Consider the following 18800-nt stretch of genomic DNA (forward strand, 5'->3'; position numbering starts at 1 on the left):
TCCGGCGGGGCGCGCCACCGACGGGACCGGGCGCGCCACGCGTACCCGGGCGGCAACAGCACCTGCGCCGCGTCGATTTCCCCCGTCAGGGTGGTTTCGGGACGGTCGCGAAATCAGTCACGAAGGTCATCCGTTTGTCACTCCGGTGCCGCACCCGAAGTGCGGACCAGCTGACCGTACGCCGATACGCGTGGAGCAGAGGGGCACGATGACAGACGGAACCGTCCTGTTCGCGGTACGCGACCTCCCGGGGAGCGGAGGTGCCGGAGCCGATCAACTGCGCAGGATCCAGAAGGAGCTGGAAGCCGACGGCTTCGAGGTGCGCCGGGTCTCCACGGGCGAGGACGCCCGGGCGGTGCTGCGCACCGAGGCCGGGCTGGCCGCCGCCGTGGTGGACTGGGACCTGCCGGAGGACGGCAAGACCGGTGGCGAGGCGGGCGGTCCCGCCGTGCTCCGTCAGGTCGGGCGGCGGTTCCAGAACCTCCCGGTCTTCCTGATCACGGCCGGTGAGGACTTCGAACACCTGCCGCTGTGGGTGTCCGAGACCGTGGTCGGCTACGTCTGGCCGCTGGAGGACACCGCGTCCTTCATCGCCGGCCGGATCGCGAGCGCCGCCCACGGCTACCAGGAGGCCGTGCTGCCGCCGTTCTTCAAGGCGCTGCGCCGGTTCGACGACGCGCACGAGTACTCCTGGCACACCCCCGCCCACTCCGGTGGCGTCGCCTTCCTCAAGTCGCCGGTCGGCCGCGCCTTCCACGACTACTTCGGGGAGCGGCTGCTGCGCAGCGACCTCTCGATCTCGGTCGAGGAGCTCGGTTCCCTCTTCGAGCACACCGGCCCCGTCGGGGAGGCGGAGCGCAACGCCGCCCGCGTCTTCGGCGCCGACCGCACCTACTTCGTCCTGCACGGCGACTCGACCTGCGACCGTATGGTCGGCCACTTCAGCGTCACCCGCGACGAGATCGCGCTCGTGGACCGGAACTGCCACAAGTCCGTCCTGCACGGTCTCGTCCTCTCCGGGGCCCGTCCCGTCTACCTGGTCCCCACCCGCAACGGCTACGGACTGGCGGGGCCCCTGCCGCCCGCCGAGATCGGGGCGGACGCCGTCGCCGCCCGGATCGCCGGCAACCCCCTGACCCAGGGCGCGGTCTCCCCCGACGCCCAGTACGCGGTCCTCACCAACTCGACCTACGACGGGCTGTGTTACGACGCCCTCCAGGTCGCCCGGGCGTTCGCGCCCAGCACGCCACGGCTCCACTTCGACGAGGCGTGGTTCGCGTACGCCCGGTTCCACCCCCTCTACGCCGGGCGCTACGGCATGGCGGTGGGCCCGGACACCTTCCCGGGCCCGGAGCGTCCGACGGTCTTCTCCACCCAGTCCACCCACAAGCTGCTGGCCGCGCTGTCGCAGAGCGCCATGGTGCACGTCAAGCCCGCGCCCCGGGCGCCGGTGGAGCACGACCGGTTCAACGAGGCGTTCATGATGCACGGCACCACGTCGCCGCTGTATCCGATGATCGCCTCCTTGGACGTGGCCACCGCGATGATGGACGGCCCGCAGGGGCACTGGCTGATCGACGAGGCGGTGGCCGAGGCCGTCCGGTTCCGTCAGACGGTCGTCCGCATCGGCCGGCGCATGGCGGCCGCGGGGGACCGGCCCGGCTGGTTCTTCGGCGTCTGGCAGCCCGCGACGGTGACCGACCCGGCCACCGGGGTCCGGCTGCCCTTCGCCGACGCCCCGGCCGAACTGCTGCGCACCGAGCCCTCCTGCTGGCAGCTGGAGCCCGGCGCCGACTGGCACGGCTTCCCCGGTCTGGCCGAGGGCTACTGCCTCCTGGACCCGGTCAAGGTCACTCTGACGTGCCCCGGCATCGACGCCACGGGGAACATGGCGGACTGGGGCATCCCCGCCCGCGTGCTCACCGCGTACCTGGCCACCAGGAACATCGTGGTGGAGAAGACGGACAGCTACACCACGCTCATCCTGTTCTCCATGGGCATCACCAAGGGCAAGTGGGGAACCCTGATGGACGCCCTGATGGACTTCAAGGCGCTCTACGACCAGGACGCGCCGCTGGAGGGCCTGCTGCCCGACCTGATCGCGGCGCACCCCCAGCGCTACACCGGCCGGACCCTGCGCGAGCTGTGCCAGGAGATGCACGACCACCTGCGGCGGGCGCGACTGGTCGAGCTGCTCGACACCGCCTTCCAGGACCTGCCCGAGCCCGTCACCCCGCCGCAGCACTGCTACCAGCGGCTCATCCGCGGCGGTACCGAGCGCGTACGGCTGGCCGACGCGTCCGACAGGGTGGCGGCCGCCATGGTCACCGTCACCCCGCCGGGCATCCCCGTCCTGATGCCCGGCGAGAACACCGGCACCCCGGACGGCCCGCTGCTGCGCTATCTGAGCGCTTTGGAGACCTTCGACCGGCACTTCCCGGGCTTCCGCAGCGAGACGCACGGTGTCACGGTCGACCCGGAAAGCGGCGACTACCTCATCGAGTGCGTGCGCCGGATCCCGGCCCAGCAGACGGGGAGCGCGCCGGGGGAGAAGGAGGCCGCTCCGGCTTCGCCGGTGGGCTGACGCCACCCGCTCGCGCGGGTGCCCCGCCCCGGCCCTCCGGGGCGGGGCGCCCGCGTCGTCAGAAGGTGTGACTCACCCCCAGAGCACCCCGAGGTCACTCCGAGGCCATGACGGGCCGCCAGCGCTGACCGGTCACGCCCGCGTACGCCCACTGCTGGGCCTTGGCGCCGACCTTGGCGCTGGAGTTCTCGATCTCCAGGTTCTTGTCGCTGTTCTTGTTGGTGACGAAGCCGGAGCCGTCGCTGAACCAGAGGTCCCACAGCTGGGTGTCGGCGCCGTCGACGCAGGTCCACTGCTGGGCGGGGGCGCCGTTGTCCTTACGGGAGTCGGCGATCTCCAGGCACTTGCCGTTGTCGACGTTGACGATCCGGTAGTTGTACTCGTCGGCCTTGACGAACCTCCACTCGGACTTCGAGGTCACGCAGGGACCCTGCACGGCGCGGGCACCGTTGTCCGGGGAGGCGTTCTCGATGGTCAGGCACTGGTTGCCGCCCTCGTTCACAAGGAAGTTGGAGGAGGCGGCCAGGCTCGGACCCGGCGTCGTCAGGACCAGGGCGGCACCCGCGGCGGCGAGGGCCGCGACCTTCGAGGTGATCTTCATTTCGTCTCGCTTCGATCATCATGCGTCACCGCGGCCGACCGCCGAAGTTGATCATGATCATAGGGTGTGGATCCGGCGTCGCGCAGCGGAATCCGGCATGTCACTTCTTCATATCCCAACCCGGCAAATATGCCCGCCCTATGAGTGGACGGGGCTCGATCGGCGCGTGTCGGTGAGGCCCCGCCGGGTCTCGCGGTCCGTACTGGTGGGGAGACGACGCCCCGGCCACGTCAGGAGACGGTCATGCCCAGGATCACCCCTAACCTCTGGTTCGACACCCGGAGCAAGGAAGCGGCCGAGTTCTACTGCTCGGTGTTCCCGAACTCGAAGATCGACAAAGTCATGTACTACGGGGAGGCCGGTCCCCGGGAGCCCGGCACGGTGATGACCGTGGACTTCGAGCTCGACGGCCAGAAGTACACCGCCATCGACGGCGGTCCCGAGTTCACCTTCAACGAGGCGGTCTCGTTCCTGATCAACTGTGACGGCCAGCAGGAAGTGGACTACTACTGGGAGAAGCTCACCGCGGACGGCGGCCAGGAGATCCAGTGCGGCTGGCTCAAGGACAGGTTCGGCCTGTGCTGGCAGGTGTGGCCCACCCAGGCCGACGACATCCTCGGCGATCCCGACAAGGAGCGCTCCGACCGCGCCGTGCGGGCCATGCTCGGCCAGAAGAAGATCGACCTCGCCGCGCTGCGGGCGGCCGCCGACGGGGCGTAGCAGGACGACGGCGGCGGTGCGCAGGCGCCTTCGGAGCCCGCGCACCCGGCCGGAGGAGTGTTTGATCGATCACTAGGGAAACGTCTGAGCCCTTTTGTGTTCCTGTGTGGGAGTGAAGATCCGTTTGCCGGGTGTGACGGCGGGCGGAGTGCTGCCCGGCAGAGCGGCACATGCACGAGATCGACGGGAAACCCCAGCGGTCCGAGCCGCGTTCCCGGCACCGGCGGTGCGCACGAGGAGGCGCACGCCACACCCGATACAGCTGAGGAAGAGCTCTTATGCCTGATCCCGCACGATTCCCGCTCACCGCCTACCAGCGGGACATATGGTTCTCCGAGACTCTTTCGCCGGACTCGGCGCAGTACTCGATCGCACTGCGGGAGCGCTTCTCCGGAGACGTCGACCCGGACCTGCTGACGGCCGCCGTCCGGCACGTCCTGGCGCACAACGACGCGTTAAGGATCCGCTGCGGGAGCACCGACGGCCTGCCCCACCAGTGGGTGGAGCCCGAGGAGCCGCAGCTGTCGGTGGTGGACCTCCGCGCCGAGGCCGACCCGGAGGCGGCCTGCCTGGCCCGGGCCGAGGACAGCAGGTCGCGGCGCCTGCCGGTCATGGGCGGCAGGCTCTACCGGGCGGAGCTGCTGCGGGCGAGCGACACCGTGGTGCACTTCCAGCTCGTCACGCACCACCTGATCTCGGACGGCTGGACGCTGAACGAGTTCAGGAAGCAGGTCCTGCTGCGCTACGCGGAGCTGACCCGGGGCGAGGAGCTCCCGTCCGGCCCTGCCGCGCCCTCGTTCACGGACTTCATCGACGGCGACAGCCGCTACCGCGCGTCGGAGGAGTACGCGCTTGACCGGAAGTACGTGCTGGACACCCTGTCCGGTGCCGAACCCCGGCTCTTCGCCAGGAAGGACTCCGACGCCCCGCGCCGCGGCTCGCGCACCTCCTTCACCGTCGAGGGCGAGACCGTCGAGCGGATCCTGGCCGGCGGGAACTCCCCCTTCTCCGCCGTCGTCGCGGCCTTCGGCGTCTGCCTGGCGAGCCTGCACCAGGCGGACGAGGCCGTGATCGGCATCCCGCTGCTGAACCGCCACTCGGCCGAGGAGCGCCAGGCGCACGGCCTGTTCACCAACGTGCTGCCGCTGCGCGTCAGGACGGGCGACGGCCCCTCGATGTCCGAACTGGCCAAGCGCGTACGGGACGCGACCCGGGGGCTCCAGGAGCACCAGCGGATTCCGCTCGCGGACGTCCTGCGCGAGCGTTCCACGACGGGCGCCGAGCAGCTGTTCGACGTGACGATCAGCAATCTGCGCTTCCCCGCGCCGCCGAGCGTACCGGGCCTGTCGGTCAAGGCCGACATGCTTCTGGAAGTGCTCGAGACCAACGCGCTGGCGATCACCCTCCACGCCTACGAAGGCGTCAGCGAGCTGCGGATCGACCTCGTGTACGCCGAGGACGTCTTCGACGAGCACCTTCCCGTCTCCGCGCTCGTCGAGGCGGTGCGGGAACTGCTCCGGCGGACCGCCGACCAGCCGGACGGCCCGGCCGGACCGCCGCCCGTCCTCGCCGCCGCCCGGAGCGCGCGAGCGGTGAGCGCCGCGGCCGACGGCCGGCCGGCCCCGGCGGACGGTACGCGGGAGTCCGCCGGCGGCAGCCCCCGCACCGATGTGGAGGCCGCGCTGGCCGAGGTCTGGGCGGAGGTGCTGGAGGTGCCCTCGGTCGGCATCCACGACAACTACTTCGTGCTCGGCGGGGACTCGATCACCATGCTGCGCATCCGCGCCGGCGGCGAGCGGCGCGGCATCCACTTCTCCCTCACCGACATCATCAAGAGCCCCACGGTGGCCCAACTGGCCACCCGCGCCGTCCTGGACGCCGGAAGCACGCCCACGGCGACCGCCGTCACTCCTTTCGAACTGGTCTCAGCGGTGGACCGGGGCCGGCTCACCGCGCTCGAGGACGCGTTCCCGCTGACCCGGGTGCAGCTCGGGCTGCTTTACCACAGCCGGCGGCACGAGAACTCGGCCGTCTACAACGACGTCTTCCAGTACTCCGTCGGCGTGGCCTGGCACGAGACGGAGTTCCGCGCGGCCTTCGCCGGGCTCGTCGAGCGCCATCCGGTGCTGCGCTCCTCGCTCGACCTGGCCTCCTACTCCCAGCCGCTGCAGCTCGTACACCACCGGGTGCCGGAGGCGCTCGACGTCGTGGACCTGCGCGCGCTGCCGGCCGAGGAGGCCGACGCGGCGATCCGCGCGCACATCGAGGAACGGCGCTTCATCCGGTACGAGTTCGCGCAGGCGCCCCTCTACCTGTTCCGGGCGCACATCCTCGCCGACTCCGTGGAGCTGGTGTTCAGCTTCCACCACGCGCTCCTGGACGGCGGCAGCGTGGCCAACCTGATCACCGAGCTCCTCCAGGACTACGGGCACGGCATCGGCGCCGGCATCCCGCCGGTCCCGGACGGCGAGCTCCCCTCACCGGCCGGCCACGTCCGCGAGGAACTGCTGGCCCTGGACTCGGCGGACAGCCGGGCGTACTGGCAGCAGGCCCTCCACGGTGTGACGCTGCCCCAGCTGGACGGCTTCCGTCTGGCCGAGGCCCCCGGCCGGACGGAACTCGTGGTGCACGAGAGCGAGCTCCCCGAAGCCGTACAGGCGTCGGCCCGAAGCTTCGCCCGCGCGCACGAACTCCCCCTGAAGTCGGTCCTCTTCGCCGCGTACTGCCTGACGATGGGCTCGCGGTTCTCCACCCGGGACTTCGTCACCGGCCTGGTCACGCACGGACGGCCCGAGCTGCCCGGAGCGGAGCGCATAGCCGGCCTGTTCCTGAACACCATGCCGGTCCGCGCGGACCTCTCGGACCTGACCTGGCTGGAGACGGTCCGCGCCCTCTTCGCCCAGGAGCAGGAGAGCCACCCCCACCGGCGCTACCCGCTGAGCGCCATCCAGAACGACGAAGGAACCGACTTCGTCCTGGAGTCCGCCTTCAACTACGTCCACTTCCACCAGCTGGCCGCGGTGCTCAGCCTGCCCGAGGTCCGGCTGCTGGACTTCCGGACGTGGGAGGAGACCAACTTCAAGATCCTCGTCAACGCCTACGTCGACCCGCTCGACGAGAGCATCCGGCTGCGCGCCGACTTCGACGGAACCGTCTTCACCGCCGCGCAGGCGGAGCTGTTCACGGACACCTACACACGGATCCTGCGCCGCATGACCGAACGCCCGGAAGAGACGGTCGACTTCGGCTTCCTGGCACCGGAACCGGCCGCCCCGGCACCGGCGGCCGGGGAACCGCGGGACGTGGTGACCCTCTTCGCCGAGCAGGCCGCGCGCACGCCCGACGCGGTCGCGGTGGCCTTCGACGGCGGCCGGTGGACGTACGGCGAGCTGGCACGCGCCGCCGGCCGGGTGGCCGGACACCTGCGCGCCGCCGGCACCACGACCGGAGACCGGGTGGCCGTCGCACTGGACCGGTCGCCGGAGCTGATCGCGGTGGTCCTGGGCATCGCCGCGGCCGGCGCGGCCGTCGTCCCCCTGGACACCGCCTATCCGGCGGAGCGCCTGCGCACGATGCTGGAACAGGCCCGGCCCGTCCGGATCGTCACCGACCACGCCCACGCCCACCTGGCGGACGACCCGGACCTCCTGCTGCCGGTCGCCACGGTCACGGCCGAGGACCACCCGGACGCCCAGGACCCGGCCCCCGTGGCGATCACACCGCGGGACATCGCGTACATCCTCTTCACCTCCGGCTCCACCGGAGTGCCGAAGGGCGTACGGATGCCCCACCGCTCGCTGGCCAACCTGATCGCCTGGCAGAACGGCGCGCCCAGCGCCGCGCCCGGCGGCACCACCCTCCAGTTCGCACCGCTGAGCTTCGACGTCTCCTTCCAGGAGATCTTCTCCACGCTGACCTCCGGCGGCGTGCTCCGGCTCGTCTCCGAGGCACAGCGGCGGGACGCCCGCGCCCTGCTCGAACTGCTGGACACCGCCCGCGTGGAGCGGGTCTTCCTGCCCTACGTCGCGCTCCAGCAGCTCGCCGAGACCTCGAACGCGCTCGGCCGGACACCGGGCCACCTGAAGGTGGTGGTCTCCTCAGGCGAGCAACTGCGGGTCACCGAGGAGATCCGGCGCCTGTGCGCGGCACTGCCCGGCGTGGTCCTGGAGAACCAGTACGGCCCCACCGAGTCCCACGTCGTCACCCGCTTCACCATGACCGGGCCGCCCAGCGCCTTCCCGGCGCTGCCGCCCATCGGCTCGCCGATCGCCGGCTGCGCCGCGCATGTGCTGGACGAGCGGCTGCGCCCGGTGCCCGTAGGCGTCCGGGGCGAGATCTACCTGGACGGCGCGTGCCTGGCCGACGGCTACCTCGGCGGTCCGGAACAGACCGCCGAGCGGTTCGTACCGCACCCGTTCACCGGCCGGGGCCGCGTGTACCGCACCGGTGACCTCGGACGCGTACTGCCCGGTGGCGACATCCTCTTCCTCGGCCGGGCGGACACCCAGCTGAAGGTGCGCGGCTTCCGCGTGGAACCCGCCGAGGTGGAACTCGCGATCACCGGCCGGCCGGACCTCTTCCCCGGCATCCGCGAGGCCGCCGTGGTCGCGCGCCACCGGGAGGGGACGGACTCCTTCCTCGCCGCCTTCCTCGTGGCGGACGACACCGCCGGCCCCGAGGCGGACGACCTGGAGAAGATACGCGCCGGCCTGCGCCGCACGCTGCCCGAACACATGGTCCCCTCACATCTCCAGTGGCTGCCGGACCTGCCGCTCACCCCCAGCGGCAAGCGCGACGACGCGGCGCTGCGCCGCATCCCCCTGTACACCGACGCGCCGGACGAGTCGGCCGCGCCCCGTGACGAGTACGAGCGGACGCTCGCCGAGATCCTCGCCGAGCTGCTCCACCTGCCCGCCGTGGGAGTGCACGGCGACTTCTTCGACCTGGGCGGCACGTCGCTGACCGCGATGCGCCTGGTCGTCCTGATCAAGCAGCGGTACGGGGTGGACATCCCCATGTCGCGGTTCGTCACCACGCCCACGGTCAGCGGCCTGGCCGAGCTGCTGCGCTCGGGCGCGGCGAGCTCCACGTTCGACCCGCTGGTGCCGTTCCGCAGCGAGGGCACCCGCCCGCCGATGTTCTTCGTCCACCCGGCCGGCGGCAACGTGCTGTGCTTCGCCCAGCTGGCCAAGCACCTCCCCGCCGACCAGCCCTTCTACGGGCTCCAGGCGCCCGGCACCGAACTGGGCAGCGAGCCGCTCCGCTCGGTGGAGGAACTGGCGACCAGCTACCTCAAGGCGATCCGCGCCGTGCAGCCGCACGGTCCGTACACCCTCGGCGGCTGGTCCTTCGGCGGGTTCGTCGCGCTGGAGATGGCCCGTCAGCTCCATCTGGACGGCGAGCGGACGGCCAACGTGTTTCTGCTGGACACGGTCGCGCTGGAGCCCGGCAAGATCACCAGCATCGGTGACGACGCCTTGCTGACCTGGTTCTTCTGGGAGCTGCTGTTCCTGGAGCTCGGCGGCGAGTCGCCGGAGGCGCACATCCCGCGCCACTTGGACGACCTGTCCGAGAAGTTCGAGTTCATCGCGCAACGCGGCGTGGACCTGGGCGTACTGCCGCCCGGCAGCTCGGCGGCGATCGTACGCCGGCTGTTCAAGGTGTACGCGGCGAACTGGCAGTCCGCCCTCGACTACAGCGGCAAGAGGTTCGACCTGGACTTCACCCTGATGCGCGCCACCCAGCCGCTGCCCCAGGTCCTGCTGGACATGCACACCACCGCCGGCACCCTGCACCGCGACCCCAGGAACGGCTGGGGCGACCGTACGACGGGCGAACTGACCGTGGTCGAGGTCCCCGGGGACCATCTGCTGATCATGGAAGAGCCGTATGTGCCCGTGATGGCCGCGAAGATCATGCGGATGGTCGACGAGGCGTCCGGCGGTGCCCGATGACCCGGGGCCCGCTCAAGGCGATCGTCGTCGGCGCCGGCATAGGCGGCCTGGCCGCCGCCATCGCCCTGCGCCGGGTCGGCGTCCAGGTGGAGGTGTACGAGCGCGCCGGCGAGCTGCGGGCCACCGGCTCGGCGCTCTCGATGATGAGCAACGCCGTCACCGCGCTGGCCGACCTGGGCATCGACCTGCATCTGGAGAAGCACGGCCGGCAGATCCAGCGGTTCCAGATCAGGACCGGCGGGGGCCGGCTGATCAGGACCCTGCCGTTCCCCGAGGCCTGCCGCGACGCGGGCGCCCCCAGCTTCTGCGTCAGCCGCCCCGACCTCCAGCGGGCCCTGCTCGCCGAGGCGGGGGACTGCCCGATCGAACTCGGCGCCGTGGCCACCGGCTTCACCCACACCGACGACGGGGCCGAGGTCACCTTCGAGGACGGGCGCGTGGCTCGCGGCGACGTGCTGATCGGCGCCGACGGCTTCCACTCCGCCGTCCGGCGGCAGCTGGCCGGACTGGACGACGCCCGCGACGGCGGCTACGTGTGCTGGCTGGGCATCGTCCCCTTCCGGCACCCGCGCTTCACCACCGGCTACGTGGGCCACTACTGGGGCAGCGGCCAGCGGTTCGGACTGATCGACATCGGCCACGGCCGGGCCTACTGGTGGGGCACCCGGAACATGCCCCCCGAGGCCTCGCACCACTGGCGCGGAGGCAAGGGAGAGATCCTGCGCGCCTACGCCGGCTGGGCCGACGAGGTGCGGGAAGTCATCCGGATCACCCCTGAGGAGGACATCATCGCGGTGCCCGCCCAGGACCGGCCCTTCCTGGAGGACTGGGGCCGGGGACCGGTGACCCTGCTGGGCGACGCCGCGCACCCCATGCTGACCAGCCTCGGCCAGGGTGCCGCGGTGGCGATCGAGGACGCGGTCGTCCTGGCCCGGTGCCTCACCGCGGCCTCCGACCCCGCTCGGGGCCTGCGCCGCTACGAGGACCTGCGCCGGGAACGGACCCGGGAGCTGGTGACGGCCTCGCGCGCGGCGAGCGACGCCCAGCACCTGGAGAACCCGCTGCGCCGCGCCCTCCGCGACCTCCGGCTGGCCTGTGCCCCGCGCCGGTCGCTGCTGGCGCGCGACACCGCCATGCTCACCTTCACACCCGTCCCGGCCACGCCATGAGTACCGCTTCCCGGCGAGGACCGGACGCGCCCGCGGGGACGGCGGCGCCGTCGGACCCGGGCGCCGACGCCACCATCACGGGCCTCTTCGCGCGGCAGGCCCGCCGTACCCCGGACCGGCCCGCCGTGACCTGCGGCGACCGGACCGTCAGCTACGCCGGGCTGGACCTCGCGTCGGCCCGTCTGGCCGGCGCGCTGCGCGAGCGCGGCGTCCGCCCGGGGGACCGGGTCGGCGTGTGCCTGGAGCGCGGCGTCGACCTGATCGTCGCGCTGCTGGCGGTGCTGAGGGCGGGCGCCGCGTACGTACCGCTCGACCCCGACTACCCGCCGGAGCGACTGGCGTTCGTCGCCGAGGACACCGGGCTGGGCGTGGCGGTCTCCGAGAAGCCCGTCCCCGGCCTCGTCTCGCTGCCGGTGGACGCCGCACCCGCCGCCCCGGCCGGCCCCCTGCCCGCGCCGGAGCCCGACGCGATCGCCTACGTGATCCACACGTCGGGGTCGACCGGGCGGCCCAAGGGCGTGCTGGTGCCGCACCGCAACGTGGCCGCCCTGCTCGCGGCCACGACCGCGGAGTTCGGCTTCGGCGAGGAGGACGTGTGGACGTTCTTCCACTCCTTCGCCTTCGACTTCTCGGTGTGGGAGATCTGGGGCTGCCTGCTCACGGGCGGCCGGCTGGTGGTGGTGCCGCACTGGACCGCGCGCGATCCGCGGGCGTTCCACGCCCTGCTGGCGGCCGAGCGGGTGACGGTGCTGAACCAGACGCCCTCGGCGTTCACCCCGCTGCCGCGCGCCGCCGGGTTCGGCGCCGGAGGGCTTGTCGTGCGGCTGCTGGTCTTCGGCGGCGAACCGCTGGACACCCGCACGCTGATCCCCTGGTTCGAGCGCTATCCGCACACGCGGGTGGAGAACATGTACGGCATCACCGAGACGACCGTGCACTGCACCCGGCGCACGCTCACCCCACGCGACGCCCGCGACGGCGTCCGCTCGGTCGGCCGCGCGCTGCCCGGCTGGGAGCTCTACGTCCTGGACGAGGACGGCCGCGAGACCGCCCCCGGGGTGCCGGGTGAGATCCACGTCGGCGGGGCGGGGGTGGCCGACGGCTACCTGAACCGGCCCGACCTGACCTCACGCCGCTTCGTCCCCGACCACCTCACCGGTGGCGGCGGCCGGCTGTACCGCAGCGGGGACCGCGGACGGTGGCGCGACGACGGCGAGCTGGAGCACCTCGGCCGGCTCGACGACCAGGTCAAGATCCGTGGCCACCGGATCGAGCTCGGGGAGATCCGCGCGGCGCTGGCCGAACTCCCGCACGTACGGGCCGCGGCGGCGGTGGTACGGCCCACCGCCGACCCGGCGGACGCCCGCGTCGACGCCTATGTGGTGACCGCCCGGCCCGACGCGGTGACGGGGCTCCGGGACACGCTGGCCCGCAGCCTCCCCGCCTATCTGGTGCCCGCCACGATCACCGCCGTCGACGCGTTCCCGCTCACCCCCAACGGCAAGGTCGACACCGGCCGGCTGCCGGCCCCGCGCGTCCGCGAGGCCGCCACCCCCGCCACCCCCGCCGGCCCGGACACGGACCGGGCCGGCGGGCCGGAGGACCCGGTGACCGCGCGGCTGATCGAGATCTGGGAACGCCTGCTGGCGGAACCCGTCGGTCCGCAGGACAACTTCTTCGAACTGGCCGGGAACTCCCTGCTGCTCGCCCGGCTCGCCACGGAACTGCGGGAGACGGGCCTGGCGGAGGTGTCCCTGCGCGACCTCTACCTCCATTCCACCCTCTCGGACATGGCCGGGCTGATCAAAGGAAGGACCTCATGAAAATCGCGCTTCTGTGCGTCCCGCACGCCGGAGCCGGCGCGAGCCTGTTCCGCAAATGGCGGCGCCATCCCCTCGAACGGATCGAGGTGGTGCCCGTTCAGCTTCCCGGCCGGGAGGAGCTGTTCGCCGAGGACGCCCTCACCTCGCTGACCGAGGTCGTGGACCGGTGCCTCGACCGGGCGCTGGAGATCCCCGAGGACACCCCCCTCGCGCTGTTCGGCCACAGCTTCGGCGCGCTCGTCGCCCACGAGACGGCGCACCGGCTGGTCGCCGGGGGAGCGCGGGTGCCCGAGCGCCTGGTCGTGAGCGGTGTGGCCGCGCCCTGGCTGCCCAGGCCGGTCGTCGGCGGGGACGCGCTCCCCGACGACCTGTTCGTGGAGCGGGTCCGCGAGGTCGTGGGCTACGACCATCCCGCGCTCCACGAGGCCGAGCTGCGCGGGCTGCTGCTGCCGTCGCTCCGGGCCGATCTGGGCATCAGCGACCGGTACACGCCCGGCTCCACCGACCCGCTGCCGGTCCCCCTGACCGTACTGCGCGGGGCCGAGGACCGGTTGGTGTCGAAGGAGGACGCGGCGCTGTGGTCAAAGGCCGGCTCGTCGTCCACCGAAGTGATCGAGATACCCGGCGATCACATGTACTTCGCCCATGATCCCAAGCCGCTGCTGGCCGAGCTGGACGCGGTGTTCGCCCGGTCCGCGGGCTGACGGGCCGTCATCGGGGCTCCTCCCCCGCGCGGGTCGCGCGGGGGAGGAGCCCGTCGCTCGCCGGGGGCCGGGCCGGAGCGCGGCGCGCGGGGTCAGAAGCCCACGGGCACCGGGCCCCGGGCGTGCCAGACGACGCCGCGGCGCTCGTGCGCGAACAGCTCCTCGACGGCGTGGGCGACCCGCGGCCCCACCTCGCGCTCCAGCAGGTACAGGCCCAGGTCGAGACCGGAGGTGACCCCGGCGCCGCTGACGAGGTTCCCGTCGTCGACGACGCGGGCGCGGACCGCGTGGGCGCCCGTGGTGCCGAGCAGGTCCAGGAGCAGGTGGTGGGAGGTGGCGCGACGGCCCTCCAGCAGGCCGGCCATGGCCAGGAGCAGCGAGCCCCCGCACACGGTGCCGACCGTCACCTCGGGGTTGCCCAGCGCCGCCTTCATCAGGGTGGGCAGCTCGGTGCTCAGGGCGCGCCGCATCAGGACGGGGATGGACTCGTCCCGCCGCTCCGGTCCGGCCTCCGTGTCGTAGCCGGGGATCTCCTCCGGCTCCCCGACGCGTCCCGAGGCGCCGGGCACGATGATCAGGCCCGGGCGGCCGGGGTCGAGGGCTCCGGCGGCGCGCAGGGCCGCCCCGCCGGTACCGCTGACCACCTCGCGCGGCCCCTCGGCGGAGACCAGCTCCACGCTCAGCGCTCCACCGGAGGCGATGCCGCCCGCGTACAGCACCTCGTACGGGGCGAGGGCGTCGAGCGGGTCGAAGCCGTCGAAGAGGACGATCTGGGCGTGCATGGGCGTTCCTTCCGGTGGGGCGGGCCCGGTCCCGTGCCGGGGCGCTCCCGACGCTATTCGGGCCTCCTTCCGTGCCCCAGTGGCATTAGTGACAGCTTCCGACGGGATAACGCCAGTGCCTTCGTGGTGGCCGCGAGCCGGGGAAACGGAGGGTCACGGGCTTCGGGTGCCGCAGGGACTTCAGCCCGGCGGGCGGGTATCTTCCCGCCATGCACACCGTCGCCGTACTCGCGCTGGACCGCGTGGTCCCGTCCGACCTGGCCACCCCGATCGACGCCTTCACCCGCACCCGACTGCCGGACGGGCGCCCCGGCTACCGGGTCCGGGTGTGCGGGGAGAGACCGGAGATCGACGCGGGTGCCTTCACCCTGCGCGCGCCGTGGGGGCCGGAGGGACTGACGGACGCGGACACGATCGTCGTGCCCGGCACCGACGGTCACACCGCTCCCCTCGACCCCGCCGTCCGCGACGCCCTGCGAGCGGCGGCCGCCGCCGGCACGCGCATCGCGTCGATCTGCGTCGGTGCCTTCCCCCTGGCCTCCACCGGGCTGCTCGACGGTCTGCGCGCCACCACCCACTGGATGGCCGCCGCCGAACTCGCCGCCGCGTACCCGGCCGTCGACGTCGACCCGGACGTCCTGTACGTCGACAACGGGCAGATCCTCACCTCGGCCGGCGCCGCCGCGGGCCTGGACCTGTGCCTGCACATGATCCGGCGCGACTACGGCTCGGCGGTCGCCGCCGACGCCGCCCGGCTGTCCGTCACGCCCCTGGAACGCGAGGGCGGGCAGGCGCAGTTCATCGTCCACGACCACGCGCCCACCCCGCGGGGCTCCGCTCTCGAACCCCTGCTCACCTGGCTGCGGGAGAACCTCGCGCGTGACCTCACCCTCGGCGACATCGCCGCCCAGGCCGGCACCAGCACCAGGACCCTGATCCGGCACTTCCGCGAACAGACCGGCACGACCCCGCTCCAGTGGCTTCACCGGGCCCGCGTCCGCCAGGCCCAGCACCTCCTGGAGACCACGCGGCACCCCGTCGAACGCATAGGCGCCCAGGTCGGCTTCGGCTCGCCCACCGCCTTCCGTGACCGGTTCAAGCGGACGACGGGGGTCAGCCCCCACGCCTACCGCCGCGCCTTCAGCTGACGGACCGGCGCGGCGGTGGGGTGGGGGTGCCGGGTGCTTCCCGGCTACGGGTGCCCGAGGGCCGGCCGGGCGCCCGGAGTGCCGGGCGTGCCGTCCAGGGGCAGGAGTTCCGGGCGCTTCGCGGTGCGGCCGTCGCCGGAGGAGACGCCGCGCAGCCGGCGTACGAGCCAGGGGCCGAGGAAGGTGCCCGCCCAGCGGAGTTCGGCCGCCACGGCCCGCCCTCCGGTGAGGGCCCGCCGTGGCGGCAGGGGGAGGGCCCAGGTGCCGTCGCTGCCGGGCAGGCGGAGGGCGTCGGCCATCGCCGCGGCGATCCGCTCGTGCCCGAGCGGGCTCGCGTGCAGGCGGTCCGCGCTCCACAGCCGCGGGTCGGTGGTGACGGCGTGGCCCGCGGTCTCGGCGACCGTGACGCCGTGCCGGGCCGCGGCCGCGCGGATGCGGGCGTTGAGTTCGAGCGCGCGGTACCGGAGCGGCCGGGCGATCGGGATGATCTTCCCGGGGTCGGGGAAGGTGAGGGTCGCCACATGGGCCCCGGCGGCGGTGAGTTCGGCGAACATCGCCTCCAGGTGCCCGGCCACCGACGCCGCGTCGAATCCGGGCCGCAGCAGGTCGTTGACCCCGGCGACGACGGTGACCAGGTCGGGGCGCAGTGCGAGGGCGGGCGCCAGCTGCCCGGCGCGGACCTCGCCCGCGGTGAGCCCCCGCACGGCCAGGTTGGCGTACAGGAGCGAGGAGTCGGCGGCCGTGAGGTGCTCGGCGAGCCGGTCGGCCCAGCCGCGCAGGCCGGTGAGGTCGTCCCCGTCGCCGAGACCCTCGGTCTGGCTGTCGCCGAGGGCGACGTAGCGGAGGTACTCGCTGTGGGGCACGGGGTGTCTCCCTTACTGGATAGCGTCACTATCTGGTGGCGGATAGTAGCACTATCCAGTAAGGGGTGCGGCACGCGGCGGCGTGGTCGGCGGCCCGCCGCCGCGGGGGCCGGGAGGTCAGGTAATTCCGCCGCTTCCGTGATCTGTCGAGCGTGTGCGGCGTGTTCGGTGTGTTCACATGAAAAGGTGGGTCCCGGCCATTTCGAGGGCCGGGACCCACCCCTCATTTCGTGGTGGTCGACCGTGTTCCCGATTGCGATACGCGGACGGGTCCGGCCGAATTCGGGAATTCGGCCGGACCGCTACGGCCGCGGCGCGGGCTCAGGTCACCATCGGTACCAGCGGCCGCGGCCACCACCCGGGCTCGTGGAGCGCATGACGAACCCGAGGAGCCAGAGGACCAGCACGACGACGGCGACCCACCACAGAATCTTGACGGCGAACCCGGCGCCGAAAAGGATCAGCGCGAGCAGCAGGACGAGAAGCAGGGGAACCATAGTTATCAACCTCCGAAACGACGTGTGCCCGGAGACAATGACTTCACACCCCGCTTTTCCGTCATCGCGCGGTTCCGTACGAATGCCGTAATCCCGGTCCGGTGGGAAAGGATCTGCTTTCCCCGGCTCCTCCTCGGGTTCCGGCGGCGGCGGGCGGGGGCCCGCGGTCCCCGTGCCCGGGCCCGTTCCGGATGCGTTCCGCCGGAGCCGGGCGGACGCTGGACGCATGACAGGACTCGCCCTGATCGTGGTCCACCCGCCGTCTCCCTCGGGTGGCCGGAGGGTGACCGTGGGCAGGGAGATCCTCGGGACCGCGTACGGGGTTGCCGATCTGTACGAGTTCCTGCGCCGGGCCGGCTGGGACCCGGACGACATCAGGCTCGACGACGCGGGACAGATCGCCTGGCAGGGCGGCGGGCCCGGCACCTGGTGAGAGGGTGCCGGGCGCGAGGACCGTCCGCTACGGGCGCCGGGGGAGCGGCGCCGACGCTCCCACCTCGTGCAGGTGCACGACGATGTCGAAGCCCTTGCCCAGGGCCAGCGGGGCCGTCGGCCGGTTGGGATGACGACCGGGGATCAGGAAGGTCGGACGCGCGGTGTCCAGCCAGCCGCCCGCGACCGGATCACGGCCGGCCGCGCGCAGGTCCACGTAGAAGTCGCGGTGGCGCACCTGGTCGAGGGTGTGCTCGTTGCTGCCCGGCGCCGCCGGGCCCGCGCCGAACACCCCCGCCTCGCCCGTCGCGGTCCGGGCCCGGTACTCGCCCCGGTACAAGGAGGTGCCGACGGCGAGGTACTCACGGCCGACCAGCTCGCGCAGGTCCCGGCCCATCGTGACGGGGAAGACCGTGGGCAGCGCCGCCTCGTAGGTGACGTGTCCGTTGTGCGCCGAGACGACGATCTTGTCGCCGGTCCGGCGCTGCCACCACACGGCGTTCTCGGCCATGGTCCGGTCGCGGTGCCGGTTCGCGGCGAGGGCCTGCGCGGGGTCGTCGCCGTCGAAGGCGTACGAGGTGGCCATCTGGGAGATGACCCGGGCCTCCTGGAGCACCCACGGGTCCCGCTCGCCGGCCTCCGCCAGCAGCCGGTACGCCGCCCCGGCGTCCCGCGCCATCGTCCCGCGCTCCGCGAGCGGGAGGGCGCCGTAGGCGGCCAGCCGCTCGCCGACCCCGCCGGGCAGGGCGCGCAACGCGGCGTACCGGGTGCGCAGTTCGGGGACGAGGGCGGGTTCGTGGCGCCCGGCCCAGGTGAGGACGCGCTCGTACTGGGCGGGGTTCACGTCGGCGAAGTCCATGCCCACGATCCGGACCGGGCGGGCGGCGGTGCGGTTGTGCTCCCGCACCCAGGAGAACAGCCGGAAGAACTCCTCCGTGTCCAGCAGGGCGTAGGCGTCCTGGAACTCCTCGCCCATGATCTGCCGGAGGTCGCCCTCGCCGGTGCGGACGTACGCGTCCAGCCGGGCGGCCGCCGACCAGTTGATCTCCATGGCGAAGGCGGAGAACCCCTCCCGCGCGACCAGCTGCCGCAGCAGCCGGTCCTTCATGGCGAACAGCTCGCCGGAGCCGTGCGAGACCTCGCCGACTCCGACGATCTTCGCGCCGCGCGTCATCGTGGCGAACGCGGCGAGGTCGCCGCCGGGGGCGCCCGGGTCGGTGGTGCGCAGCGGGTGGGCGTACCGCTCCAGCGCCGCCACCACGGGCCGGTCCGACGCGGGCAGGGATGCTCCGGCGCGCGGTCCGGCGGCGGCCGCGCCGGTGGCGACGGGGCCCGTAAGCGCCGTCAGCGCGAGGGTGAGCGCGACGGCCGGGACCAGGCGACGGCGGGTCAATATGTGTGTCATGCACGCTGTTATACAGGGTGGCGCGTGCCCCGGATCGGCGCCCGACGGAGCGCGCCGGTACCCGAAGACTCGGAAATTCCTTAGCCCGCTCCGTGATTCGGTGAGGCTTGCCGAGCGC

13 protein-coding genes are annotated in these 18800 nt (G+C 72.7%); 8 read left to right on the forward strand and 5 right to left on the reverse strand.

Annotated features, from left to right (window positions below; translation table 11 throughout):
- Window positions 1-208: 208 nt before the first annotated feature.
- A complete protein-coding gene (locus LUZ64_RS26110) occupies window positions 209-2584 on the forward strand; it encodes an Orn/Lys/Arg family decarboxylase (RefSeq protein ID WP_095584508.1) in 2376 nt (791 codons plus the stop codon).
- 94 nt (window positions 2585-2678) lie between these two features.
- Here the strand turns inward: LUZ64_RS26110 and LUZ64_RS26115 are convergent, their stop codons facing one another.
- Window positions 2679-3185, reverse strand: coding sequence for an RICIN domain-containing protein (locus tag LUZ64_RS26115; RefSeq protein WP_095584507.1), 507 nt, complete (start codon window positions 3183-3185; stop codon window positions 2679-2681).
- Window positions 3186-3428: 243 nt separating this feature from the next.
- Between LUZ64_RS26115 and LUZ64_RS26120 the strand changes: the two genes are divergently transcribed.
- The 5 genes from LUZ64_RS26120 (at window position 3429) to LUZ64_RS26140 (ending at window position 13555) form a co-directional block, all read left to right on the forward strand.
- The gene (locus LUZ64_RS26120; protein ID WP_095584506.1) at window positions 3429-3905 is read left to right on the forward strand and encodes a VOC family protein; all 477 of its coding nucleotides are present in this window, start codon (window positions 3429-3431) and stop codon (window positions 3903-3905) included.
- A gap of 278 nt (window positions 3906-4183) precedes the next feature.
- Window positions 4184-9859 (forward strand): non-ribosomal peptide synthetase, encoded by a 5676-nt coding sequence (locus LUZ64_RS26125; protein WP_095584505.1) that lies wholly within the window; start codon window positions 4184-4186, stop codon window positions 9857-9859.
- Window positions 9856-11028, forward strand: coding sequence for an FAD-dependent oxidoreductase (locus LUZ64_RS26130; protein WP_095584504.1), 1173 nt, complete (start codon window positions 9856-9858; stop codon window positions 11026-11028). Before LUZ64_RS26125 ends, LUZ64_RS26130 begins: the two co-directional genes overlap by 4 nt.
- Window positions 11025-12851 carry an amino acid adenylation domain-containing protein gene (locus LUZ64_RS26135; RefSeq protein ID WP_095584503.1) on the forward strand — a complete coding sequence of 609 codons (1827 nt, stop codon included), beginning with the start codon at window positions 11025-11027 and terminating at the stop codon, window positions 12849-12851. The genes LUZ64_RS26130 and LUZ64_RS26135 overlap by 4 nt, the downstream gene beginning before the upstream one ends.
- Window positions 12848-13555: a thioesterase II family protein gene (locus LUZ64_RS26140; protein ID WP_095584502.1), complete on the forward strand. Its 708-nt coding sequence runs from the start codon at window positions 12848-12850 to the stop codon at window positions 13553-13555. The genes LUZ64_RS26135 and LUZ64_RS26140 overlap by 4 nt, the downstream gene beginning before the upstream one ends.
- A 92-nt stretch (window positions 13556-13647) precedes the next feature.
- Here LUZ64_RS26140 and LUZ64_RS26145 read toward each other — a convergent pair whose 3' ends face one another.
- Window positions 13648-14337, reverse strand: a complete 690-nt coding sequence (locus LUZ64_RS26145) for a DJ-1/PfpI family protein (protein ID WP_095584501.1) — start codon at window positions 14335-14337, stop codon at window positions 13648-13650.
- Window positions 14338-14546: 209 nt separating this feature from the next.
- On the opposite strand from LUZ64_RS26145, the gene LUZ64_RS26150 reads away from it, so the two are divergent.
- Window positions 14547-15485 (forward strand): GlxA family transcriptional regulator, encoded by a 939-nt coding sequence (locus tag LUZ64_RS26150; RefSeq protein ID WP_095584500.1) that lies wholly within the window; start codon window positions 14547-14549, stop codon window positions 15483-15485.
- Window positions 15486-15529: 44 nt separating this feature from the next.
- Here the strand turns inward: LUZ64_RS26150 and LUZ64_RS26155 are convergent, their stop codons facing one another.
- Together LUZ64_RS26155 and LUZ64_RS26160 are read right to left on the reverse strand one after the other, a co-directional pair.
- On the reverse strand, window positions 15530-16348 hold the full coding sequence (locus tag LUZ64_RS26155) for an SGNH/GDSL hydrolase family protein (protein WP_095584499.1): 819 nt from the start codon (window positions 16346-16348) through the stop codon (window positions 15530-15532).
- A gap of 326 nt (window positions 16349-16674) precedes the next feature.
- Window positions 16675-16845: a DUF5670 family protein gene (locus LUZ64_RS26160; protein ID WP_095584498.1), complete on the reverse strand. Its 171-nt coding sequence runs from the start codon at window positions 16843-16845 to the stop codon at window positions 16675-16677.
- A gap of 226 nt (window positions 16846-17071) precedes the next feature.
- Here LUZ64_RS26160 and LUZ64_RS26165 point away from each other — a divergent pair, with 226 nt between their 5' ends.
- A complete protein-coding gene (locus LUZ64_RS26165; protein WP_095584497.1) occupies window positions 17072-17278 on the forward strand; it encodes a hypothetical protein in 207 nt (68 codons plus the stop codon).
- Window positions 17279-17305: 27 nt separating this feature from the next.
- On the opposite strand, the gene LUZ64_RS26170 is transcribed toward LUZ64_RS26165, so the two are convergent.
- Window positions 17306-18682 carry an erythromycin esterase family protein gene (locus LUZ64_RS26170; protein ID WP_095584496.1) on the reverse strand — a complete coding sequence of 459 codons (1377 nt, stop codon included), beginning with the start codon at window positions 18680-18682 and terminating at the stop codon, window positions 17306-17308.
- Between the last annotated feature and the right edge of the window lie 118 nt (window positions 18683-18800).

Origin of the sequence: Streptomyces albireticuli, assembly GCF_021228125.1 — a bacterium.
Classification (GTDB): Bacteria; Actinomycetota; Actinomycetes; order Streptomycetales; family Streptomycetaceae; genus Streptomyces; species Streptomyces albireticuli.